Annotated in this window: 20 protein-coding genes; 9 read left to right on the top strand and 11 right to left on the bottom strand. The window is 72.8% G+C overall.

What is annotated here, in order from left to right; all coding sequences use genetic code 11:
• Positions 1-139: 139 nt before the first annotated feature.
• Positions 140-1,042, top strand: a complete 903-nt coding sequence (locus OIM89_RS00645) for a polysaccharide pyruvyl transferase family protein (protein WP_372588006.1) — start codon at positions 140-142, stop codon at positions 1,040-1,042.
• Positions 1,043-1,069: 27 nt separating this feature from the next.
• On the opposite strand, the gene OIM89_RS00640 is transcribed toward OIM89_RS00645, so the two are convergent.
• The 5 genes from OIM89_RS00640 to OIM89_RS00620 form a co-directional block, all read right to left on the bottom strand.
• Positions 1,070-1,669 carry a flavodoxin family protein gene (locus OIM89_RS00640; protein ID WP_030695999.1) on the bottom strand — a complete coding sequence of 200 codons (600 nt, stop codon included), beginning with the start codon at positions 1,667-1,669 and terminating at the stop codon, positions 1,070-1,072.
• 76 nt (positions 1,670-1,745) lie between these two features.
• Positions 1,746-4,022 carry a catalase gene (locus OIM89_RS00635; protein WP_030695998.1) on the bottom strand — a complete coding sequence of 759 codons (2,277 nt, stop codon included), beginning with the start codon at positions 4,020-4,022 and terminating at the stop codon, positions 1,746-1,748.
• A gap of 157 nt (positions 4,023-4,179) precedes the next feature.
• Positions 4,180-5,535, bottom strand: a complete 1,356-nt coding sequence (locus OIM89_RS00630; RefSeq protein ID WP_052231019.1) for an APC family permease — start codon at positions 5,533-5,535, stop codon at positions 4,180-4,182.
• A 327-nt stretch (positions 5,536-5,862) separates the two neighbouring features.
• Positions 5,863-6,270: a (2Fe-2S) ferredoxin domain-containing protein gene (locus OIM89_RS00625; RefSeq protein ID WP_226964818.1), complete on the bottom strand. Its 408-nt coding sequence runs from the start codon at positions 6,268-6,270 to the stop codon at positions 5,863-5,865.
• Positions 6,267-8,237, bottom strand: coding sequence for a heavy metal translocating P-type ATPase (locus OIM89_RS00620; RefSeq protein ID WP_226964819.1), 1,971 nt, complete (start codon positions 8,235-8,237; stop codon positions 6,267-6,269). The genes OIM89_RS00625 and OIM89_RS00620 overlap by 4 nt, the downstream gene beginning before the upstream one ends.
• Positions 8,238-8,332: 95 nt before the next feature.
• Between OIM89_RS00620 and OIM89_RS00615 the strand changes: the two genes are divergently transcribed.
• Together OIM89_RS00615 and OIM89_RS00610 are read left to right on the top strand one after the other, a co-directional pair.
• Positions 8,333-8,722 carry an ArsR/SmtB family transcription factor gene (locus tag OIM89_RS00615; RefSeq protein ID WP_226964820.1) on the top strand — a complete coding sequence of 130 codons (390 nt, stop codon included), beginning with the start codon at positions 8,333-8,335 and terminating at the stop codon, positions 8,720-8,722.
• Between the two features lie 357 nt (positions 8,723-9,079).
• The gene (locus OIM89_RS00610; protein WP_226964821.1) at positions 9,080-9,997 is read left to right on the top strand and encodes an NAD-dependent epimerase/dehydratase family protein; all 918 of its coding nucleotides are present in this window, start codon (positions 9,080-9,082) and stop codon (positions 9,995-9,997) included.
• On the opposite strand, the gene OIM89_RS00605 is transcribed toward OIM89_RS00610, so the two are convergent.
• The 3 genes from OIM89_RS00605 to OIM89_RS00595 form a co-directional block, all read right to left on the bottom strand.
• Entirely contained in the window at positions 9,978-11,381 is a 1,404-nt protein-coding gene (locus OIM89_RS00605; RefSeq protein ID WP_175459026.1) for a UDP-N-acetylmuramoyl-tripeptide--D-alanyl-D-alanine ligase, read from the bottom strand. The two genes, OIM89_RS00610 and OIM89_RS00605, sit on opposite strands and share 20 nt — an antisense overlap.
• 24 nt (positions 11,382-11,405) lie before the next feature.
• Positions 11,406-12,128, bottom strand: a complete 723-nt coding sequence (locus tag OIM89_RS00600) for a C39 family peptidase (RefSeq protein WP_257381053.1) — start codon at positions 12,126-12,128, stop codon at positions 11,406-11,408.
• 88 nt (positions 12,129-12,216) lie between these two features.
• Entirely contained in the window at positions 12,217-13,548 is a 1,332-nt protein-coding gene (locus OIM89_RS00595) for a bifunctional pirin family protein/GNAT family N-acetyltransferase (RefSeq protein ID WP_226964823.1), read from the bottom strand.
• 122 nt (positions 13,549-13,670) lie between these two features.
• Here OIM89_RS00595 and OIM89_RS00590 point away from each other — a divergent pair, with 122 nt between their 5' ends.
• Positions 13,671-14,177: a carboxymuconolactone decarboxylase family protein gene (locus OIM89_RS00590; protein ID WP_030695991.1), complete on the top strand. Its 507-nt coding sequence runs from the start codon at positions 13,671-13,673 to the stop codon at positions 14,175-14,177.
• Positions 14,178-14,259: 82 nt separating this feature from the next.
• Here OIM89_RS00590 and OIM89_RS00585 read toward each other — a convergent pair whose 3' ends face one another.
• The 3 genes from OIM89_RS00585 to OIM89_RS00575 form a co-directional block, all read right to left on the bottom strand.
• Positions 14,260-15,615 carry a radical SAM protein gene (locus OIM89_RS00585; protein ID WP_030695990.1) on the bottom strand — a complete coding sequence of 452 codons (1,356 nt, stop codon included), beginning with the start codon at positions 15,613-15,615 and terminating at the stop codon, positions 14,260-14,262.
• A 93-nt stretch (positions 15,616-15,708) separates the two neighbouring features.
• A complete protein-coding gene (locus OIM89_RS00580; RefSeq protein ID WP_008409348.1) occupies positions 15,709-16,368 on the bottom strand; it encodes a response regulator in 660 nt (219 codons plus the stop codon).
• A 2-nt stretch (positions 16,369-16,370) separates the two neighbouring features.
• Positions 16,371-17,405 (bottom strand): HAMP domain-containing sensor histidine kinase, encoded by a 1,035-nt coding sequence (locus tag OIM89_RS00575; RefSeq protein ID WP_264491763.1) that lies wholly within the window; start codon positions 17,403-17,405, stop codon positions 16,371-16,373.
• 461 nt (positions 17,406-17,866) lie between these two features.
• Here OIM89_RS00575 and OIM89_RS00570 point away from each other — a divergent pair, with 461 nt between their 5' ends.
• The 5 genes from OIM89_RS00570 (at position 17,867) to OIM89_RS00550 (ending at position 22,351) form a co-directional block, all read left to right on the top strand.
• A complete protein-coding gene (locus tag OIM89_RS00570) occupies positions 17,867-18,157 on the top strand; it encodes a DUF3040 domain-containing protein (protein ID WP_030695988.1) in 291 nt (96 codons plus the stop codon).
• Between the two features lie 648 nt (positions 18,158-18,805).
• Positions 18,806-19,288 (top strand): cation:proton antiporter regulatory subunit, encoded by a 483-nt coding sequence (locus tag OIM89_RS00565; RefSeq protein ID WP_008409345.1) that lies wholly within the window; start codon positions 18,806-18,808, stop codon positions 19,286-19,288.
• Positions 19,289-19,294: 6 nt separating this feature from the next.
• On the top strand, positions 19,295-20,599 hold the full coding sequence (locus OIM89_RS00560; RefSeq protein WP_226964824.1) for a cation:proton antiporter: 1,305 nt from the start codon (positions 19,295-19,297) through the stop codon (positions 20,597-20,599).
• A gap of 218 nt (positions 20,600-20,817) precedes the next feature.
• Positions 20,818-21,510 carry a D-Ala-D-Ala carboxypeptidase family metallohydrolase gene (locus OIM89_RS00555; RefSeq protein WP_372588005.1) on the top strand — a complete coding sequence of 231 codons (693 nt, stop codon included), beginning with the start codon at positions 20,818-20,820 and terminating at the stop codon, positions 21,508-21,510.
• Positions 21,511-21,835: 325 nt separating this feature from the next.
• A complete protein-coding gene (locus tag OIM89_RS00550; RefSeq protein ID WP_008409343.1) occupies positions 21,836-22,351 on the top strand; it encodes a lytic polysaccharide monooxygenase auxiliary activity family 9 protein in 516 nt (171 codons plus the stop codon).
• Positions 22,352-22,469 lie beyond the last annotated feature (118 nt).

Raw genomic sequence — 22,469 nt, 5'->3', positions numbered from 1 at the left:
CGGGGACCGGGCGGGCGACACCACTGGGTGCCCCCTCCGCGCCGGTCCACACGTGGCCCGGCCCGTTCCCGACTCCGCCGGGCGACGGTCCGTACCTCCAAGTGAGCACCGCTCACCCCTCCTGAGCTGGAGTGATGCAGTGAACGATCCGATGGACCAGGTGATCGCCACGCTCCGTGATCACCCGGACGGGCCTCAGCGGTTGCTGGTCACCGGGTGGTTCAGCTTCGAGGACGGGGAGGTGACCGCCGGCGACGTGCTGGCCCTGCGTGCGGCGGAGACGGCGCTCGACCGGGCGGGGCTCGCCCACGACACCGCGTGGAGCGCGGGTTTCCGCCCCGGCGCCCTGCACCTGGAGGGCGCCCGCCCGGAGGACTACGACTCCCTGCTCTTCGTCTGCGGCCCCCTGCACGGAGCCCAGATCAGGGCACTCCACCGCCGCTACGCACGCTGCCGCCGCCTGGCGGTGGACGTCAGCGTCGTCGACCCGGACGCCTGTGAGGTGACCGGTTTCGAGCTGGTCGTCGCCCGGGACGGTACGGGTTCTCCCCGGGCGGACCTCTCGGCCCGGGCCCGGGTGGGGCCGCTGCCACCCGTCGTCGGCGTCGTCCTGACGGCGGGGCAGGGGGAGTACGGGGCAGCCAGGCGCCACGAGACCGTGAGCGCCCTGCTGGAGAAGTGGGTGGCGGGGCGGGACTGCGCACGGGTGCCCGCCGAGACCAGGCTCGACAGCCGCGACTGGCGCCTGTGCGCCACCCCGGAACAGTTCCTCGCCCTCGCCGGAAGCTGGAGCCTGATCCTCACCACCCGCCTGCACGGACTGGTGCTCGGGCTGCGCGCCGGGGTGCCCGTGCTGGCGGTCGACCCGGTGGCAGGGGGAGCCAAGGTCAGTGCCCAGGCCCGTGCCCTGCGCTGGCCCGCCGCCTTGTCCGCGGACGCGGTCGACGAGCGGTCGCTCGACCGGTGGTGGGACTGGTGTCTCTCTCCGGCGGGCCGGAACGCGGCGCGTCGCAGGGCCCGGCAGGCCGGCCCCCGGGGCTGAGGGGCCGGCCTGCCGCCGCCGTCCCTCTCAGCCCGCCGGGTACGGGGTGGCGGAGAGGAGGCGCGCCAGGTGCGCGGCGTTGGCGGCCAGGGCACGGGTGGTGCCGGCGACCGCTTCCGGCGTCTCCTCCAGGTCCTGGTAGTCGGTGCCGTGCATGGCCTCGCCCACCCAGTAGGTGGCGGCACCGGCCGCCAGGGTGAACCCCACGTCGTTGAGGCCCTGGAAGGCGTCGGCACTCACCTTGTGGGCGCCGTCCTCGTTGCCGACCACGGCCACGACCGCGACCTTGCCGTACATCAGGGGAAGCCCGTCGTCGCCGGTCTCCGAGGTGTCGGCGTTCAGCCGTTCCAGGACCCGCTGGCAGACGCTGGAAGGGTGACCCAGCCAGATGGGTGTCGCCAGTACGAGGATGTCCGAGGCCAGCACCTTCTCCCGCAGCGCCGGCCAGTCGTCACCCTCCCCCATGTCCTGGGCGACCCCGGGCAGGACGGAGTGGTCGGCGACCCGCACCGCCTCCCCGGTGACGCCGTGGGAGGCCAGCTCGGCCATCACCTGCTCGGCCAGGCGGTGGCTGCTGGAGGGGGTGGGGGAGGCGTTGAGACTGCAGACCAGAGCCAGTGCGCGCATGGAATTCCGTTCTCTCGGTGGGTGTGCCGGGTCGTCCCCGCCCCCACCCGGCCGGGCGGGGACGGGGGGGCGAGGGTCAGAGCGTCGTCGGGAATCGCTCCCAGACACGGTGGGCGCCGAGCAGCCCGGTCACCTCGTCCAGTACCTGGGTGGCGCCGTCTCCGGTGACGACGCCCGGGGCGGTCAGCGGGCAGCCGGCCGCGGTGAGGACCTGCTCACCGCCGTTCCACGCGCCGATCGCCTTGCCGTGCCGGTATGCCTCCGAGACCAGCAGGAGCAGCCGCGGGTCGGTGGCGGCGGACGACTGGGCGTCACCGGCCTTGGCGTCCCGCGAGCCGAGTGCGTCCGCGCCCCGGGCGGGGGCACCCGCCAGCACCACGGCGTCGAACTCGACGGAGCGGGCGGTGGCGAAGGTCCGCTGCACCGTGACGGCGTCCGCCCCGGTGCCCAGCTTTCCGCCCGCGGGCGCGATGACCAGCGGCACCATGCCGCTCTCCAGCAGGGACTCACGCAGCGACCGCACCCCCGCGAGGTCGGCCTCCGCGTCGGCGACGATGCCGACGATCCGGCCGTCCGGCGGCCAGGTCTGCCCGACCTGCGACAGGGCGGGGCTGGGGGAGGGGTCGGCGAGCGGTTCCCCGGCGGCCGGGGCGGGCAGCCCGAGGCCCGTGGCCACCTGCTCGCACAGCTCGGTGTCGATCCGGGCCAGCACCTTCAGCGCGCGCTCCTTGATCGCCTGCTCGTAGCACTTGCCCAGCTCGAAGGTGTAGGCGGCGACGATGTGCTCACGCTCGACCGGCGTCATGCTGAGCCAGAACAGCCGGGGCTGCGTGAAGTGGTCGTCGAAGGAGGCGGGGGCCTCGCGGACCTTGCGCCCCGCCGCGACCTCGGCCGGCACCTCGACGTACGCCCCGTCGCCGGCGCCCGCCAGGAAGGGGCAGCCGCCGTCCAGCGAGTTGGGCCGGTAGGGGGCGACGCCGCGGTGCACGGCGGTCTGGTGCATGCCGTCGCGCAGCATGTCGTTGACCGGGGCGTGGGTGCGGTTGATGGGCAGCTGGGCGAAGTTCGGGCCGCCCAGCCGGGTCAGCTGGGTGTCGAGGTAGGAGAACATCCGGCCCTGGAGCAGCGGGTCGTTGGTGACGTCGATGCCGGGGACGAGATGGCCGGTGTGGAAGGCGACCTGCTCGGTCTCGGCGAAGTAGTTGGACGGGTTGGCGTTGAGCGTGAGCAGGCCGACCGGCTGGACGGGTGCCAGCTCCTCGGGGACGATCTTCGTCGGGTCGAGGAGGTCGATGCCCTCGAAGGTCTGCTCGGGGTTGTCGGGGAAGGTCTGGACCCCCAGCTCCCACTGCGGGAAGGCGCCGGCCTCGATGGCGTCGGCCAGGTCCCGGCGGTGGAAGTCGGGGTCCACCCCGCCGGTGATCTGCGCCTCCTCCCACACCTGGGAGTGCACGCCGAGCTTGGGCTTCCAGTGGAACTTCACCAGCGTGGTGCCGCCCTCGGCGTCGACCAGCCGGAAGGTGTGGACGCCGAAGCCCTCCATCATCCGGTAGGAGCGGGGGATGCCACGGTCCGACATGTTCCACAGGGTGTGGTGGGTGGCCTCGGTGTGCAGGGTGACGAAGTCCCAGAAGGTGTCGTGGGCGCTCTGGGCCTGCGGGATCTCGCGGTCCGGGTGCGGTTTGCCGGCGTGGATGACGTCGGGGAACTTGATGGCGTCCTGGATGAAGAAGACCGGGATGTTGTTGCCGACCAGGTCGAAGACGCCCTCGGAGGTGTAGAACTTCGTCGCGAAGCCCCGGGTGTCGCGCACCGTGTCGGCCGAGCCCCGCGAGCCCAGCACGGTCGAGAAGCGGACGAAGACGGGCGTCTCGACGTCCTTGCCGAGGAAGGCCGCCTTGCAGATCTGCGCGGCGGACCCGTAGCCGCGGAAGACGCCGTGCGCCGCCGCGCCCCGGGCGTGGACGACCCGCTCGGGGATGCGCTCGTGGTCGAAGTGGGTGATCTTCTCCCGCAGGTGGTGGTCCTGGAGGAGGACCGGGCCGCGCGGGCCCGCTTTCAGCGAGTGGTCGGTGTCGTGGAGCCGGGTGCCCTGCGCGTCGGTCAGGTAGGCCCCGCCCTGCGCGATGTCGCTCTGGCTCGCTCCTGTGGGCTGGCCGGTCGGGCTGACCGTCGCGGGGCCCGTCTGGTCGGGCTTGGGCGGCAGCGGGTCGCGCGGCGTGGTGGGTTCCGCCACCGGGGGAGTGGCGCTCGCGGGCTTGCCGGGGACGCCCTCCTCGGGCCCCTCAGGGCCGAGAACCGCCTCGGCGGCCTTCTCTGCCACGGCCTTCAGCGGGTTCTTGCTGTCACTCATGCGCTTCTCCCGATGTGTTTCAGGGGTGGTCGTCATATCCGTGCCCGCTCCTTGCGGCTCCGCGGTGGGCCACCCGGGGGACGTGCGGCCGTCCCGCCGTCCCTGTGTGCCCGCCGCCTGCCCGGCGATCGTGCGACTACGCGGACGCGGGTCCTCGTCAGTCGCCGTCCTGGCCGGCCCCGTTCGCCCGATCGGCCCGGCGTCGCCGCACCGCGGGCACCACGGCCAGCGCGGCCGCCACCCCCAGCACGACGGCCGTACGCAGCCACACCTCCGCCTCGACCTGCGTGGCGAGCAGGACGCAGGAGGCCACTCCCAGGACCGGCAGCACGGCGGGTACGCGGAAGTGCCCGGGGGTTCCGTCCTCCCGACGCAGCACGAGGACGGCGGTGTTGACGATGAGGAAGACGACGAGGAGCAGCAGCACCAGGGTGGACGCCAGGGTGGCGACGCTGCCGGTGAGGGCCAGCAACAGGGCGGGCGCCGTGGTGGCGGCGATCGCCGCCCAGGGGGTGCGGCGGCGGGGCAGGAGCCGGGTCAGCGCGGCGGGCAGGAGCCCGTCCCGGGCCATGCCGTAGGCGAGGCGGGAGGCCATGATGCCGGTGAGCAGGGCCCCGTTGGCCACCGCGACCAGCGCGATGGCGCTGAACAGGCGTGGCGGGACGCCGCCGGCCGCGTGCACCACCTCCAGCAGCGGCCCGCTGGAACGCGCCAGCACCTCGGTCGGCACTGCCGCCGAGGCGGCGAGGCCGACCAGGACGTAGACGGCGCCGGCGGTGGCGAGGGCGCCGAAGAGGGCACGCGGGTATGCGCGCCTGGGATCACGGGTCTCCTCGGCGACGTTGACCGAGGTCTCGAAGCCGACGAAGGAGTAGTAGGCCAGGACGGAACCGCCGAGTACGGCGGCGGCCGCGCCCTTCTCGGGCGTGCCGAGCTGCGTGAGCCGTCCCAGGTCGCCGTCGCCGCGCAGCAGCAGCCACGCCCCCAGCACCACGATGACCGCGAGGCCGCCGACCTCGATCAGCGTCGCGACGACGTTGGCGCGGGTCGACTCCTTGACGCCGCGGGCGTTGACCAGCGCGAGCACGACGAGGAAGACCACCGCCACCAGGGCGACCGGCAGCGTGACGAAGGCCGACAGGTAGTCCCCCGCGAAGCCCCGGGCCAGTGCGGCCACCGAGACGATCCCGGCGGCGAGCATGCAGAAGCCGGCGACGAATCCGGCGGCCGGGCCGAACGCCAGGGTCGCGTAGTGGGAAGCGCCGCCCGCCCGCGGATACTTGGTCGCCAGTTCCGCGTAGGACGCCGCCGTCAGCAGGGCGAGCAGCAGGGCGGTGAGCAGCGGGACCCAGACGGCTCCGCCGGAGGCGGCCGCGACCTGGCCCACCAGGACGTAGACCCCCGCTCCGAGGACGTCGCCGAGGATGAAGAAGTAGAGCAGTCGGGTGGACAGGACGCGTCGCAGCCTCGGCTGCGACGCGTCGTTCGAGGTGTTCGTTTCGGCATGCGGCACCTTGCCACGAGTTCCCCTGGCCGCGGTTCCCACGCGCGGCGATCGGGCGTGTTCCCGCGAACAGCCCCCTGCTGGAGCTGGACGAACGAGAACCGAGCCGGGCCGCAGTCGGCGCGACGGCGACGCCGACAACATCTTCCGCACCTGAACGACCACGGACTCAGAGGCGAGAAGCCGCCCCGCAGCAGGCACCCGTAGCCGGCAGGCCCCGGTCGATGAACCGCCGCACCAGGGCTCCGTCACGATCGCCCCGGCGGCCAGTGTGCTGCGACAGCGATCTGAGCGCGCGCCATCGAACACGGGGTGACTCGCGGGGCGGTGTGAGCGTCATTCGTCGTGGAGTTCTGCTCGCACGCGGCGGGAGGGGCTGAAGGTGTAGAGGTCGAGGATGCCGGGTGGATCGGTGAGGCCGGGCCCGCCCTCCTTGACCCACGCGGTGATGCAGGTGGTGGCCTCGGGGTCGTTGACGAGGCCGAGCCAGACAGGGCGTCCCCCGTGCCTGCGACCTTCGGCGGAGGGCTGGACGACGATGGTGTTGGCGCGTTCACAGACATCGAGGCAGTCGGTGACGCGTACGGTCGCGGTGCCGTCGAGGGCTTGACGGAGTTCGCGGAGTTGGGCGGTGTGGTCGAGGCCGGGGACCTTGGGGGTGCCGCAGGAGCAGCCACGGCAGACGGTGACGGTAGGTCGAGTCGCCCCCGGTCCGGGGGCGGCACGACGGCTACGTCTACTCACGCGGCCTCCTTGATCAGGCGGGGCCAGGCCGCCTCTCGTAGCAGGCGCAGGCCGTTGAGGCCGACGATGACGGTGGAGCCCTCGTGCCCCGCGACGCCGAGGGGCAGGGGCAAGTCGCCGAGCAGGTCCCAGGCGACGAGGACGGTGATGAACGTCCCGGCGATGGCCAGGTTCTGGATGACGAGGCGGCGTGCGGTGCGGGAGAGCTGGACGATGGAGGGGATGGTGGCGAGTTCGTCGCGCACCACGACAGCGTCGGCGGTCTCCAGGGCGAGATCGGAGCCCGCCTTGCCCATCGCGATTCCGGAGTGCGCGGCGGCCAGCGCGGGGGCGTCGTTGACGCCGTCGCCGACCACCAGCACGCGGCGTCCCTCTGTCTCCCACGCCCTCACCGCCGCGACCTTGTCCTCGGGGAGCAGCCCGGCGCGGACGTCGGTGATGCCGACTTCGGCGGCCAGGCGCCGGGCTGCGCGTTCGTTGTCACCGGTGAGCAGGACGGGGGTGCGGCCGGTCAGCTCGGTGAGCGCGGTCACGGTAGCCGCGGCGTCGGGCCGCAGCCGGTCGGCGATGCCGAGAACACCTACCGGGGTGCCGTCCCGTAGCACGGCCACCGCGGTGCGCCCGGTGATCTCCAGCTCGGTCACGGCCTTGTCGGGCGGAGCGGTGCCGGTCAGCAGCCGGGAAGGGGAGCCGACCTGGACGGTGTGGCCGGCGACGGTGGCGGTGACACCCTCGCCGGGGAGGGAGGAGAAGTCGGTGGCGTGGGGCAGGGGGAGGCGGCGTTCGCGGGCGGCCTCGACCACGGCGCGGGCGAGGGGGTGTTCGCTGGGGTGCTCGGCCGCTGCCGCCAGGGTGAGCAGGTCGTCCTCGTCCAGGCCGGTGCCGGGGAGTGGATGGATGCTGGTGACGCGTGGGGTGCCTTCGGTGAGGGTGCCGGTCTTGTCCAGGGCCACGAGGTCGATCTGGCCCAGGCGTTCCATGACGACGGCGGACTTGGCCAGCACACCGCGCCGTCCGGCGTTGGCGATGGCGGAGAGCAGTGGAGGCATGGTGGAGAGCACCACCGCGCAGGGGGAAGCGACGATCATGAACGTCATCGCGCGCAGCAGCGCCGACTGGAGGGTGTCGCCCCACGCGAGCGGTACACCGAAGACGGCCAGGGTGGCGACGACCATGCCGATCGAGTACCGCTGCTCGATCTTCTCGATGAACAACTGGGTGGGGGCCTTGGTCCCGGACGCCTCCTCGACCATCTTCACGATCCGGGCGATCACCGAGTCCGACGGGTCCCGCTCCACTCGCACGCGCAGGGCACCGGTGCCGTTGACCGTGCCGGCGAACACCTCGTCCCCGGCCCGCTTGGCCACCGGCAGCGGCTCGCCGGTGATGGTGGCCTGATCCACGTCGCTCGTCCCGTCGATGACCAGGCCGTCGGCGCCGACCCGCTCACCGGGGCGCACCAGGACGGTGTCACCGACGGCGAGTGACTGAGCGTCGACGTTCTCCTCGCTCCCGTCGGGCAGCAGACGGGTCGCGGTGGCGGGCGCGAGATCCAGCAGACCGCGTACGGAGTCCGCGGTCCTGGCCGTGGCGACGGCCTCCAGGGCGCCGGACGTGGCGAAGATGACGATCAGGAGCGCGCCGTCGAGGACCTGCCCGATCGCTGCCGCCCCGAGGGCGGCGACGACCATCAGCAGGTCCACGTCCAGCGTCTTGTCCTTCAGCGCCTTCAAGCCCTCCCAGCCCGGTCCCCATCCTCCGGTGGCGTAGGTCGCGGCGAACAACGTGCCCCACAGCCACACGGGGCCGCCCAGCAGTTGGAGGGGCAGGGCGAGGAGAAACAGCACCAGCGCTGCCAGCGCCCAGCGCGCCTCGGGCAGCGCGAGCAGCCGGGTGCGGCGCGGCGGCGGAGCGGGGCGCGCGGCTGCGGCGGGCGGCGCGGACTGCTGATCCAGGACAGAAGACATGCCGAAGCAACCCTTCACCGGCGGGGCGAGGACAACGGTCCCACCGTACAGGAATATCTGAACAGGTCTTCAAGTGTCATCGGTATGATGGGGTCATGGGCCACGGACGCGACACCACCAGCAGCGCCAGCACCCGAGAGCGCCTCGACACGGTCGGCACCGCCGACGTCGCCGCCACCCTCCAGGCCCTGGCGACCCCCTCCCGGCTCTACATCCTCGCCCGCCTCCAGGAGGGCCCCTGTGCGGTCGGTGACCTCGCCGAGGCCGTCGGCATGGAGAACTCGGCCTGCTCCCACCAGCTCCGACTGCTGCGCAACCTCGGCCTGGTGACCGGCGAACGCCAAGGCCGCAGCATTGTCTACTCCCTCTACGACGACCACGTCGCCGAACTCCTCGACCAGGCCCTCTACCACGTAGAGCACCTGCGCCTCGGGCTGCGCGACACCTCCGCCCGCGAACCTGCCGCCACCAGGACCGGCGGCTGACGCGAGCCCCCGCTCCATCGACGCCCGATCCACCCGCGCGCCGAACCTCCGCTGTACGCCGGTATGGGCGCCACCGGGGCCGGGAGGCCGTCGCCCTCGCGCCGGCGGCGGCGCCCGCGCGCCGCCCTCCGGGAGTGCCGCCGGTGGCCCCGCGCCGCCGTGCGGGCGGCGAATCCCGGGGCAATGATGAGTGTGCGGCGCCGGCAGGGGCCGAGGCCGGGGCCGGCATCGCAGCTCTGTGAGGTATGCCCCAGGATGCAATGTGAACATCGCTAACATTCGGGTGTACGGTTGTTGTGCGGGTGCCCGTTCGAGCGCTTTCGGGCGGCAAGCAGACACGAGAGAGTGATACGTCCCATGCACACGGTTCTGGGCGCCAACGGGCCGATCGGTGAAGAACTCGCCCGCGAGCTGTTCCGCGGCTTCACGCACGACATCCGGCTCGTCAGCCGCAGTCCCCGGAAGATCCACGACACGGACCAGCTCGTCACCGCCGACCTGACGGACCCCGAAGCCACCGACCGGGCCGTCGAAGGCAGTGAGGTCGCCTACCTCACCGTGGGCCTGCCCATGGACTCCGGGTTGTGGGAGCGGCAGTTCCCCGCCATGATGCGCAACGTCATCGACGCCTGTGCGAAGTACGGCACCAAGCTCGTGTTCTTCGACAACACCTACATGTACCCGGGCACGACCACGCCGCAGACCGAGTCGACGGGCTTCGCGCCGAACGGCCGCAAGGGCAGGGTGCGCGCCGATATCGCGACGATGCTGCTGGACGCGATGAGCGCCGGGAGGGTCGAGGCCGTCGTCTGCCGGGCGCCGGAGTTCTACGGCCCGGGAAAGACCAAGAGCCTGACCAACTCGCTGGTCTTCGACCGGATCAAGGCGGGCAGGCGGCCGCTCGTCCCCGTCAGCGCGCAGACCCTCCGGTCCCTGATCTGGACGCCGGACGCCAGCCGCGCCATGGCCCTGATCGGCAACACGCCGGACGCCTACGGCCAGACCTGGCACCTCCCCATCGACCAGCACCGCCTCACCTACGCCGGGCTGGTCCAGGTGGCCGAGGAGGTCACCGGACGCCGCATCCGGTACACCGTGCTGCCCCTCGCCTTCTTCCCTCTCGGCGGACGCTTCGTCGGGACGCTCGGAGAGGTTCAGGAGCTGTTGCCGCGCTACCGCGGGGACAACATCTTCGACACCGCGAAGTTCGCGACGCGTTTCCCCGACTTCACCGTCACCTCCTACCGCGAGGGCATCACCGAGATCCTCCGGTGAGTCGCTCAGCCGGGGGTGCCGGGTTCAGCAACTCCTCCGCGAGCCGCTGGAGCTGGACCCCGCGGCTCGCCTTCACCAGGACCACGTCCCCGGGCCGGAGCGCCGAGTGGAGCAGGCCGAGAGCGGCTTCCTGGTCCGGCACCCAGGTGGCCCTGCCGCCGGCGTCCCGCACACCGTCGCGCATCCAGCCGGCCTCGTCGCCGCCCACCAGGATGATCATGTCGATTCCTCGCGCGGCGGCGTGCCGCCCGATCGCCTCGTGCGCGGTACGGGCGTCGTCACCCAGCTCGTTCATCTGTCCGAGCACCGCTACGGACCGCTGCTCGGCCCCGCCGGCCATCGAGGCCAGCGCCTCCAGGGCGTGCCGCACGGAGGTGGGGTTGGCGTTGTAGGCGTCGTTGACGACGGTGACGCCGTCGGCGCGGGTGACGGTCTCCATCCGCCAGCGCGAGCGCGGCATCGCCCGGGAGAGTCGGGCGGCGATCTCCTCGGGGGAGAGGCCGACGCCGCGGCCGACGGCCGCCGCGGCCAGGCTGTTGTGCACCTGGACGCCGCCGACGAACCGGAGCCGTACCGGGGCGCTGCCCTCCGGCGTGACGAGGGTGAAGGAGGCGCGGCCGTGCGCGTCCGCGGTGAGGTCCGTGGCGCGGACGTCGGCGTCCTCGCCCAGCCCGAAGGTCACCACGGACCCTCCGGCGCGCTCACGCATCGGCTGCGCGTAGTCGTCGTCGGCGTTCAGGACGGCCAGGCCGCCCGGCGCGAGGGCTTCGACGATCTCACCCTTGGCCTCGGCGATGTTGTCGCGGCCGCCGAACTCGCCGATGTGGGCCGTGCCGACGTTGGTGACGATGCTGATGTCGGGCGGGGCCACGAGGGTGAGGGCGCGGATGTCCCCGATGTGGCGGGCGCCCATCTCCAGGACGAGGTGGTCGGTGGTGGTGTCGGCCATGGTGACGGTCAGGGGCAGGCCGATCTCGTTGTTGAAGGACTGCGGGGTGGCGACCACGGACCCGGGCAGCACCTGCGAGACGAAGTCCTTGGTGCTGGTCTTGCCCGCCGAGCCGGTGATGGCGACGACGCGAGTGGCGGCCAGCGGACCGGTCAGCAGGGTGTGCGCCAGCGCGCCGAACGCCTGGAGTACGTCGTCCACGACGATCGCCGGTACGCCGACGGGCCGGTTGACCAGTGCGACGACGGCGCCCTTGTTGTGGGCGGACTCCGCGAAGGCGTGACCGTCCGCGCGCTCGCCCGCCAGCGCGACGAAGAGAGAGCCGGGCACGGCCTCGCGGGAGTCGAAGACGGCGGGCTCGGTGACCTGGACGCCGGGGTCGAGGACGTCTGCGAGACGGCCGCCGACGGCTTTGGCGACGGCGGTCAGGGACATGGGGTGCAAGTGTGTTCTCCCTGGTCAGGCCGGTCGGCCGAGCGGCAGAGCGAGGTCCAGTGCCACGCCGCGACCGGCGAAGAAGGCCCCGAACCGGTCCACGGGCAGAGCTGCCTCCCGCGCCCCGGGGGTGTGTCCTGACGGGTTGCGGAAGTGGATGCGGCCCGCGCGGTGGCCGACGGCCAGGACGAGGTGGCCCCCGCGGCTCGGGGGGTCGGCTTCGGGTCGGCGGATCTCCTTGGACACGGAGACCATGACCATCCGCCCCGCGTCCAGCAGTTCCACGAGCCGCCGCGTCGACAGCTCGGGCGCGACCTCGGCGCCGAGTCCGTGCGCGGCTGCGGCGTACCGGGCGAAGGGCGCGTAGATCAGCCCCTTGACCGAGCCGTCGTCCTGGCGGACGTAGGCGCCGTGGCGACGGGCGCCGTCGAGGAGCCGGAACAGCGACGGAGCCGTCCCGTCCCGGTGGAGCAGCGCCATGCGCAGGCAGGCGATCCCGCACATGTGGCCGCACCAGCGCCCGTACGCCGCACGGTTCGGCGCCCCGCTGGCCGCCCAGGCGGGGTCCGCCGCCGGATCGTGCCCCTCGTACACGATGGGGCCGATCAGCGCCGCGCTGGCGTACTGCGTGATCACCGGCACCGGGCTGTGGAGCGGGCGCGGGGCACCGCCGCCGGTCTCCCCGGCGCAGCACGGCGGCGGCTGGAGCGACATGCTGGTTCCGCCCTTCCCGCTCGCCGACGACATCCAGCAGATTGCGGTACGAGGGCCGGTCCGCGGCGTCTCTCGGCGTGGCCACGCCGAGGGGGCCATCCGGAAGGCGGTGTCCGGGTGCTCAGTTCTCGTCGAGGGTGCGGACCCACTGGAGGATCTCGGGGGTGACCGGGTCGGCGAGGTCCGCGTACTCCTCGTGCTTGGTGAGGAACTTCTTGACGTAGGGGCAGACCGGCACGATGCGGCCGCCGTTGTCGCGGACCTCGGCCAGGGCGTGGGTCACGAGTTGTCCCGCCAGGCCCTGACCGGCGTAGGCGTCCTCGACGACCGTGTGGTAGAAGACGCGGCGGCCGTCGTGGTCGCGGTAGGCGGTGAAGCCGGCGACCTCGCCGGCGACCAGGATCTCGTAGCGGTGACGGGCGTCGTCGCGCCGGACGACGGGGGCGGCGGACTCGGTCATGGCGGGCCTCTCGCTGGTGGGTACCGGATCGGGCTGGGAGGTGCGGGGGTTGCGGCGCGGGGCGAGGCGGGCGTTCGGCAGGCCGGGGGCGGGGAGGCGGAAACCGCCGTGGCCGTCGACGGCGCCGAACCTCTCGGAGGCGTCCTCCCACTCCTGCCGGGCGAGGACGATCTCCTCGTGACTTCCGGCGAGGAAATTCCACCACATCACGATCTCCTCCTCGAAGGGCTCGCCGCCCAGGAGGATCAACCGGGCAGGATCGGGGCCGGGGTTGTGGAGCTCCAGCGTGGCGGCGCCCGGCGGGAGGTAGCCCAGTTCGGCCAGGCCCAGCGGTACGCCGTCGAGGCGGGCCTCGCCCTGGTCGACGAGGACGCCGTGTTCGAAGGCGGTGTCGGCCGGAAGGCTCAGGCGTGCGCCGGGGGAGAGGGTCAGTTCGGCGCCGAGCAGGGGAGTGAAGGTGGGGACGGGGGACGTCTCGCCGGCGAGCGAGCCGAGGAAGACGCGGAGTTCGCCGCCGTCGAGGGGGACGGGGGCGGGGACGTGGTGGTGGAAGTCGCGGGGCGCGTGGCGGTGGGCGGCGGGCAGGGCCACCCAGAGCTGGACACCGTGCAGGATCTGCGTGCCGGGGGTGGACACCTCCGAGTGGCTGATGCCGTGACCGCCCGTCATCAGGTTCAGCTCGCCGGGGCGGACCATCGCGTGGACGCCGAGGCTGTCCCGGTGCTCGATCTCCCCGGTGAAGAGCCAGCTGACGGTCTGGAGGCCGGTGTGCGGGTGCGGGGGCACGTCCATGCCGCCGGTCCGCGCCACGTCGTCGGGGCCGTAGTGGTCGGCGAAGCACCAGGCGCCGATGAGGGTCCGCGCCCGCTGGGGCAGGGTGCGGCGCACGGTCATCGCGCGCGGTCCGCCGAGGGGCACTTCCCGGGGCGTGAGGACCTCGACGCGGCCGCCGGCCGGCTGGGGTCCGGGGGCCCGGACCTGGTCGCTGTTCACCTGGTGACAACCTCCGTAGGTCCCACGAAATAGTTTCGATTTCAATTACCTAGGCTACAGTAAGGCACCCCGGCGCCACGCGACAGCGGGCGCCGCAGCGACACCGACCGAGGCAGGGAGTCATGGAGGAGAGCACGGCAGTGACCGGCGGGAGTGCCGCGCGGGCCGGCGGCGGTACAGGGCGGGTCTTCGTCGACAAGCGGAGCCCCCAGGCGTACCGCGCCCTGGTGAAGACCTCCGGCGCGGTGGGGGTCGAGGCGGCGGAGGCCGGTCTCGACCGGACCCTGATCGAGCTGGTCAACCTGCGCGTCTCGCAGATCAACGGCTGCGCCTACTGCCTCAAGGTCCACACCGAGGCGGCCCTGCGCGGCGGCGAGAGCACCCTGCGGCTGGGCGTCCTCGCGGCCTGGCGCGACACCGAGGTGTTCACCGCCCGGGAACGGGCCGCCCTGGCACTCGCCGAGGCCACCACCTTCCCGGCCGACACCCGCGCCCGCGAGGAGGCACACGCCGCGGCGGCCGGCGTCTTCACGGAGGCCGAGACCTCGGCGGTGATCTGGGTCGCGATCACCATCAACGCGTTCAACCGGGTCTCGGTCATGAGCGGGCACCCGGTCAAGAACGCCTGACCGGGCGCCCCTTTCACCGGTTCACCCGCACTGCGGAGCGCGGGGGCGGGCGGTCCTGGCCGGCCGATCGCCCCCGTTCGCCTCAGCCCTTGCGGCCCGACACCGGCTCCGGGGCCTCCGAGCCCGGGCGGAGGCTGTCCATGAAGGAGCTGACCGAGAAGACCGCGCGGCCCGCGCCGGCCGGGCCGTAGCCGGGAGGGGAGGAGAGGCCGAACTCCTCCATCGTCGCGCGGTAGGAGTCGAGCAGCCGGATGTGGTACTCCAGCGGCGCGCCCAAGGGCTGCGCCTTGCCCAGCGGGGTGGTGGGCTCGGGGCACCAGGTGGTGAAGCGCGGGGTGATGCCGCGCGACATGAAGTACCGCAGCCCCTCGGTGGTCGAGTCGATCGCCTCGGAGACGTCGGTGAAGCCGAACGGCTCGGCCATCTCCACGCCCGCCACGAAGTTGGGGATGACGTTGCGCGCGCCGAAGACCTCCGCCGACTCCAGGATGCGCCGGTGCCACTCGTCCCGGCCGACGTAGCGCTCCTTGCCCGGGCAGTACAGCTCGAAGAGCCTGCGGTCCCACACCTCGTAGTTGGGGTGGTAGATCCGCACGCCGTAGTCGTAGAAGCGCTGCACGTCCTCGCGGGGCAGCGCCTGGGCGACGACCTTGCCGATCCAGCGGCCGGGGAAACGGTCCTCGATCGCCTTGGCGTACTGGCCGTAGAAGTCCGCCTCGTCCTTCCCCTGGACCTGCGAGGTGATCGAACCGCCGGTCAGTGTGTAGGCGGTCGAGGCGCGCGCCGTGTCGTACTTGTCGATGATCTCCAGCGCCTCCAGCACCTCCTCGACCGGCTTGACCCCGGTGTAGGGGCGGCCGGCCGCCTTGTGCTGGCGCCAGTTGTGGTTGATGTCGCAGTACTGGCACTCCTCCTTGGCGCCGAAGTACTGGCAGACGCGGAAGACCGTCAGGTAGACCAGGTAGCCCCACTGGATGGTGGGCGCCACCTCCATCACCGACTTGCCGTTGGCCAGCGTGTGCCGGTAGTAGTCCGGCATCGGCGGCAGGCCCACGTCGGCGATCCGCCGCCCGTCCAGGTACAGGCCCAGCACGCCGTCCGCGTCGGCCGCCACCCGGTAGGGGGACGACGGGTTGACGCGGACCGAGACGACGGTGCGCCGCAGGTCGTACGGGCCGCCGGTCAGGACGATCTCCTCCGGCGGGCGGCGCAGCGCGGCCTCGCCCAGCTCCGGGAGGGTGCCGTGGTCGAAGGAGAAGATGAAGTACGACTTCGGCTTGACCTCGCCGCCCTCGTTGTCGCTGAGGGCGGACGGGTCGAAGGCCATGCCGCCGCGCAGCAGGTCCTCCTTGATGACCGCTTCCCGTGGTACGTGGGGGTACCGCTCCATGAGCTGCTCGACCAGCTCGGTGCGTCGGGTCTCGGTCGGGCTCGTCATACGGGTACTCCTCGGGTCGGACGGTCCGGGCGGCGGCAGGACGCTGCCCGGACCCACGGTAATGCGGACGTATCGCCTCTCGGCCGGCCGGGGTCAGGGTTCGATGAGGCCGGCTCTGATCGCGTACCGGGTCAGCTCCAGCCGGTCGCGCAGGCCGAGCTTGTGCAGCAGGTTGGCCCGGTGGCGTTCGACCGTCTTCACGCTGATCACCAGCATGTCGGCGATCTCCTTCGACGAGTGGCCCTCGGCGACGAGTTTCAGGATCTCCTCCTCGCGGTCGGTGATGGCCTTCGGCGGCAGTTCCCCGCCGTCCTTGGCCCGCTCCAGGTAGTTGCGGATCAGCGCGGTGATCGCCCCGGGGTAGAGGAAGGGCTCGTCGCGCATGGCCGCGCGGCAGGCCTCCACCAGGTCCCGGTCGGCCACCGACTTCAGCACGTACCCCGCCGCGCCCGCCTTCAGCGCCTCGAAGAAGTACTGCTCGTTGTCGTACATGGTGAGGATGAGGATGCGGAGCTGCGGCTGGAGGCGGGTCAGTTCGCGGGCCGCCTGGAGACCGGTCAGCCGGGGCATGGCGATGTCCAGGATGGCGAGGTCCGGTTGTTCGGCGCGGGCCAGCTCGATGGCCTCGGCGCCGTCGCCCGCCTCGCCCACCACGGTCAGGTCGGGCTCGCTGTCGAGGATCAGCCGCACGCCGCGGCGGACCAGCGCGTGGTCGTCGGCGAGCAGGATGCGGGTCTTGGGTGACTCGGACATGATCAGGGGCTTCCGTCGCTGGTGTCGGGGAGTGCGGGGCTGGTCGGGCCGGCGGGCGTGGGAGCGGTCGCGAGGGCCGGCTCGGCGGGCGCCGGAAGGCAGGTGGGGACGGTCAGCCGGATCTCGGTCCCGCCGCCCGGCGGACGTCCGACCGCCAGCCCGGCGCCGATCAGCAGGGCGCGCTCCCGCATCCCGCGGAGCCCGGCGCCCTCGGGGCTGTCACCCACGCCCCGGCCGTCGTCCCGGATACGCAGCTCCACCCCGCGCCGCGACCGGGCGAGCCGCAGTTCCAGCCGGGCGGCTCCGGCGTGCCGGACGGTGTTGGTGAACGCCTCCTGGGCGACCCGGTAGACCACCAGCTCGGCCTCCCTCCCGAGCTCGGGCAGGTCGGGCTCCAAGTGGTGCCGGATGACCAGCCCGTCCGGCGTGGGCGTCTCGGTCGTCAGCGACTTCAGGGCGCTGACCAGCCCCAGCTCCTCCAGGACACCGGGCCGCAGCCGGCGGGCGATGCGCCGGATCTCGTCCAGGCTGCCCCGGGTGATCTCCTGCACGGTGCGCAGCTCGTCGCGGACCGGCTCCGGCGCCTGGTCGGCGACGCGCTTCAGCTCCAGCAGGACGGCGGTCAGCGTCTGGCCCACCTCGTCGTGCAGCTCCTGGGCGATCCGGCGCCGCTCGTCCTCCTGGGCGGAGAGGGCGCGGGCGCTGGAGGCGGCGCGTTCCGCCTCCAGCCGGTCGAGCATGGTGTTGAAGGTGCGGATCAGGTCGGCGATCTCGCCGTGCCCCACCACCTCGGTGCGGGGGACGGGCCGCAGCAGGTCGATCGTGGTCATCGCCCGGGTCACCCGCTGGAGCGGCGCCAGGCCGATCCGCAGCATCGCCGCGTTGGCGGTGAGCATGAAGGCGATCCCGCCGGTGAGGATCAGTGCCTCGGTCAGCAGCACCGGGGTGGAGATGGTGATCGGGCCCAGCAGCAGCAGCGCGGCCGCCGCCACCAGTACCGCCGCGTTCAGCAGGAAGATCCGCCAGAACAACGACACGGCCGGCCGGCGCCCCTCGTTCCTGTCATGCGTCACGTCGCTCGCACCTTTCCGGTTCGTGCCCCCCACTATCGCCCGTCCGCGCCCCGGCCGGGCCACGGGCCCCCGCGCGCGCCCGGAAGAGCGCCCCGTCCCGCCGGTGATGGGTGGCGCCCCCCACGTGCCGCAGGTACCGCCCGCACCACCTGCACGTTGGGGACCTGCGGATATGGGTGCCAGGCCCGATGGCCCACAGGATCAGCCCGGACGATCATGGAATCCGGACCAGCTCCCGGTCGACCGGGAGCGGTCCGGCCAGCATCCGGCCGCCGGCAGGGCGGTGCGGGGTTCGGCCGGCGGCGGCCCGGAGGTGCGAGTGACGGCGCACGGGCCGGGGGGACGGCGGCCGGGCGGAGCCGGGCGGCGCGGGCAGGCGCCCCCGGCGGCGGGACCGGCCCGGGACGAGGCGGGGAGGAGTACCGATGGCACACGACATGGCCCACGACGCACAACTGCGCGCACTGGAGGCCGGCCTGCGCGCCCAGGACCCCCGCTTCAGCGAGGCGATGGACGCCGGGCAGCCGTGCACGCCCCGTGAGTACCGCCGGGGCCCGGCGTGGCTGCTGCTCCTGGCGGGTCTGACCGCCCTGGGTGTCGGCGTCGGGATCGGGCACGGCCTGCTGCTCGCCACCGGGCTCGTCGTCGCCGGGCTCGCGGTGCACCTCTTCGACCCCGACCGGCCGCGGCCCCGGGGTCTGTTCAGCCCCCGCTGACCCGGGCGGAATGCCCTCTTCCGGCGGACGTACGCGGGCCGGGCGAGGCCCGAAGCCGGCGGCCGGGCGGCGAGGTGACGGGGCGTCCGGCCGCGGCCGGACGGCTGCCCCGCTCGCGGCATTTCCCCGCTGCTTTTCTCCCGCTTCCTCCCTGTTTATCTCCTTTGTGCATTTTTCCCTGCGCTACAATCCTTTACCGAGTCGTTGCGCCCGGTTGAGTGGGTGATTGCTCGTTTCGCAAGGGCCTGATTCCCCGGGAATTCACGGTCCTGTTCCACGGCACGGTGAGGGGGGACCATGGGGGGCGCCAGTCACCGCCTTTCTCCGCCCCCCGCCGCAGGCGCCCCCCGCTCCACGTGTCCTCCCAGGTCGCACCGGGTGGACAACGCGCCGCGCGACAGCGTCCCGGAATCCTGCGGCGTCCCGGCGCCCCGTTCCGGTTATTGACGCAGCGTCGCCTCTGACCGCGTGCACCGTCCGGTGCGCCAGGCCCCCCGAATGCGGACACCGTCCGAGGAATTCGGGGCTGACGTGTTCTGACCGCCGCGGGTGATACACAATCCCCTTCGGAAACGCCGTCGTGCCCTCCTGCCCGGACACGCCGGCGGCTTCCGCGATCCGTCACCCGCGCCTCATCTGGAGCCCGCCATGGAGCCCACCGCCCACACCCGCCGCACCGCCCTGCCCGGCGTCGGTACCCGCTACGACCTGGAGACGGAGGCGGGCCGTCACCTCTCCGTCGTCGTCCACCACGACGGCCGCCGCATCCTCGCCTTCCACGACCCCGAGGACGACGACAACTGCCGCGACGCCGCCCCGCTCGAACCCCACGAGGCGGCCGCGCTGGTCCCGCTGCTCACCCCCGACCCGGTCGCGCATCTCCAGCACCGGGAGATCGACCTGGTCACCGAGCACATCCCCGTCACCAAGCGCTCTCCGTACGCCGGCCGCACCCTCGGCGACACCCAGGCCCGCACCCGGACCGGGGCCTCCATCGTCGCCGTGCTGCGCCGGACCGCCGCCGTGCCCTCGCCGACCCCCGACTTCCGCTTCGCGATCGGCGACAGCCTCGTCGTCGTCGGGACCCGCGAAGGCGTGGACGCCGTCGCCGAACTGATCACCGGAGGATAGAAGCCCGTGCACAACACCACAGCCATGCTCATCGAACTCGGGGCGATCATCCTCGCCCTCGGGATTCTCGGACGCCTCGCGGGGCGGGTGGGCTTCTCTCCGATCCCCCTCTACCTCCTGGCCGGACTCGCCTTCGGTCACGGGGGAATCCTGCCCCTCCAGGCCAGTGAGGAGTTCGTCGCCACCGGGGCGGAGATCGGGGTGATCCTGCTCCTGCTCCTGCTGGGCCTGGAGTACAGCGCCTCGGAGCTGGTCACCAACCTCAAGACGCAGTACCCCTCCGGCGCGGTCGACTTCGCCCTCAACGCGCTGCCCGGCGCGGCCGCCGCGCTGCTGCTCGGCTGGGGGCCGGTCGCCGCCGTCGCCCTGGCCGGCGTCACCTGGATCTCCTCCTCCGGTGTCATCGCCAAGGTCCTCGGCGACCTCGGCAGGCTCGGCAACCGGGAGACCCCGGTCATCCTCGGCGTCCTGGTCATCGAGGACCTGGCGATGGCGGTCTACCTGCCGATCCTCACCGCCCTGCTGGCCGGCGTCAGCTTCGCGGGCGGCAGCGTCACCCTGCTCATCTCGCTCGGCACGGTCGGCGCCGTCCTCTACGTCGCCCTGCGGCACGGCCGCCTGATCAGCCGCGCGGTCTCCTCGGACAACGCCGAGATGCTGCTCCTCGTCGTGCTCGGCCTGACCCTGCTGGTCGCCGGCATCGCCCAGGAACTCCAGGTCTCCGCCGCCGTCGGCGCCTTCCTCGTCGGCATCGCCCTCTCCGGTGAGGTCGCCGAGGGCGCGAGCAGCCTTCTCACCCCGCTGCGCGACCTGTTCGCCGCCGTCTTCTTCGTCTTCTTCGGCCTGAGCACCGACCCGGCCGCGATCCCGCCGGTCATCGTGCCCGCGCTGATTCTCGCCGTCGTCACCACCCTCACCAAGATCGGCACCGGCTACTACGCCGCCCGCCGGGCCGGGATCAAGCCCGCCGGCCGCTGGCGCGCCGGGGGCACGCTGGTCGCCCGCGGCGAGTTCTCCATCGTCATCGCCGGCCTCGCCGTCGGCGTCGAGCCGCGCATCGGCCCGCTCGCCACCGCGTACGTGCTGATCCTGGTCATCGTCGGCCCGCTGGCCGCCCGCTGGACCGAGCCGGTCGCGCGCCGCTTCTCGCCCGCCCGCAAGCCCGCCGCCCCGCTCGCGGCCCCGGCGGCGCCCGCCGGGACGGCCGCGCAGGACGTGCCCGGCGAGCCGGCGGCCGGCCCGGCTACCGCGGTCTCCAATGCCGCGGACCAGGCCCCGGCCGCCCAGGACACCGCCCGCACCGGCGGCTGACCCTCCGGCGCACCGCCGCCGCATCCCGGGCCCGGCCTGCAGCGCGCAGGCCGGGCCCGCGGCGTCCGCTGGGTGGGCCCGCGATGGGTCCACCGGTGGGCCCGGAGCGCGTTGACGGATCGCCCGGGCGCCGTCACGCTCGTGCCAACTGTCGCCCCAGCCACGGGAGGAACCTGGTGTCGCGCATCCTCAAGACCTTGCTCAGATGTGTCATGGTCATGGCATTCATGGCCGGTACGGCCGTCGTCACCGCCGGTCCGGCGCAGGCCGACGGCTGCTACACCTGGCCCCGGACGCTCCGTGAGGGGACGAGCGGGGCGGACGTCACCCAGCTCCAGATCCGGCTCTCCGGCTACCCGGGCCAGGGCGCCGTCCTCGCCGTCGACGGCTCCTTCGGCCCGGCCACCAAGGCCGCCCTCAAGCGGTTCCAGTCCGCCTACGGCCTCGCCTCGGACGGCGTCGCCGGACCCGCGACGTACAGCAAGATCTACGCGCTCCAGGACAACGACTGCACCCCGGTCCACTTCAGCTACGCCGAGCTGAACAAGTGCAACAGCACCTGGTCGGGCGGGGCGGTCAGCGCGGCCACCGCCAAGTCCAACGCGCTGCGCACCATGTGGAAGCTGGAGGCGCTGCGCCACGCCCTCGGTGACAAGCCGATCCGGGTCACCAGCGGCTTCCGCTCCAAGTCGTGCAACGCCGCCGTCGGCGGGGCGAGCAACAGCCGCCACCTCTACGGCGACTCCGCCGACCTCGGCGCCGGCTCGCACTCGCTGTGCACCCTCGCCAAGCAGGCCCGCAACCACGGCTTCCGGGGCATCCTCGGCCCGGGCTACCCCGGCCACAACGACCACACGCACGTCGACCACCGCGCCTCGCGCCTCTGGTCCGCCCCCACCTGCGGCATCTGACGCACGGCCCCGCCGGGCCCGCTCCCTCGCCCGCCCTTCCCGGGCGGCGGGGGAGCGGGCCCTTCGCGTTCGGGCACGCACGGGGCGGCCGGGCCGGGGAGAGCCGTGGATTCCGCATCGCTCTTGACGCGTACGTGACGGCCTGTATGGTCTAGTCCAAGTAAGAATTCCCGTACAGCGCGGGCCAGTTGACGCCTGCGCGTGAAATGCGGAATTCGAGCCGGCCTTGCACTTCCAGGTCCCCACACCCGTCGCCGGAGAAGCGCGCCAGGGATTCCCCCACGAATCAGGTGCGCGGAACCGGACGAAGTGAAGGAGTTTCTCCATGCGTGGTCTCAAGAAGCGCGCCGCATTCGTCGGTGCGATCGTCGCCCCCGCCCTCGCGCTCAGCCTCCCGGCCGGTACGGCCAGCGCCCACGGCTACATCTCCGACCCGCCGAGCCGCCAGGCCCAGTGCGCCGCCGGAACGGTCAGCTGCGGCGACATCTCGTACGAGCCGCAGTCGGTGGAAGGCCCCAAGGGGCTCAGCTCGTGCAGCGGCGGCAACTCCCGCTTCTCGGAGCTGGACGACGACTCCAAGGGCTGGGCGGTGACCCCGGTCTCCTCCAGCACCTCCTTCCAGTGGAAGCTGACGGCGCAGCACGCCACCAGCACCTGGGAGTACTACGCGGGCGGCCAGAAGATCGCCGAGTTCGACGACGGTGGCGCCAAGCCCGGCGCCACCGTCACCCACCAGGTGGACTTCGGCGGGCTGAAGGGCCAGCAGAAGGTCCTCGCGGTGTGGAACGTCGCCGACACCAGCAACGCCTTCTACGCCTGCATCGACGTCAACGTCAGCTGACGCGCCGGACCCCGGGCCCGTGCCGTACGGCATGAACCCGGGCCTCCCCAGGGCGGGGACCCCATGGGCGTACGCGGCGGCCGGAGACGAGCCGGCCGCCGCGGTGGGGGACCCGCAC

The sequence above is a fragment of the Streptomyces sp. BI87 genome (assembly GCF_025957665.1).
GTDB lineage: Bacteria > Actinomycetota > Actinomycetes > Streptomycetales > Streptomycetaceae > Streptomyces > Streptomyces albidoflavus.
This window is presented reverse-complemented; position numbering and strand designations above follow the sequence as displayed.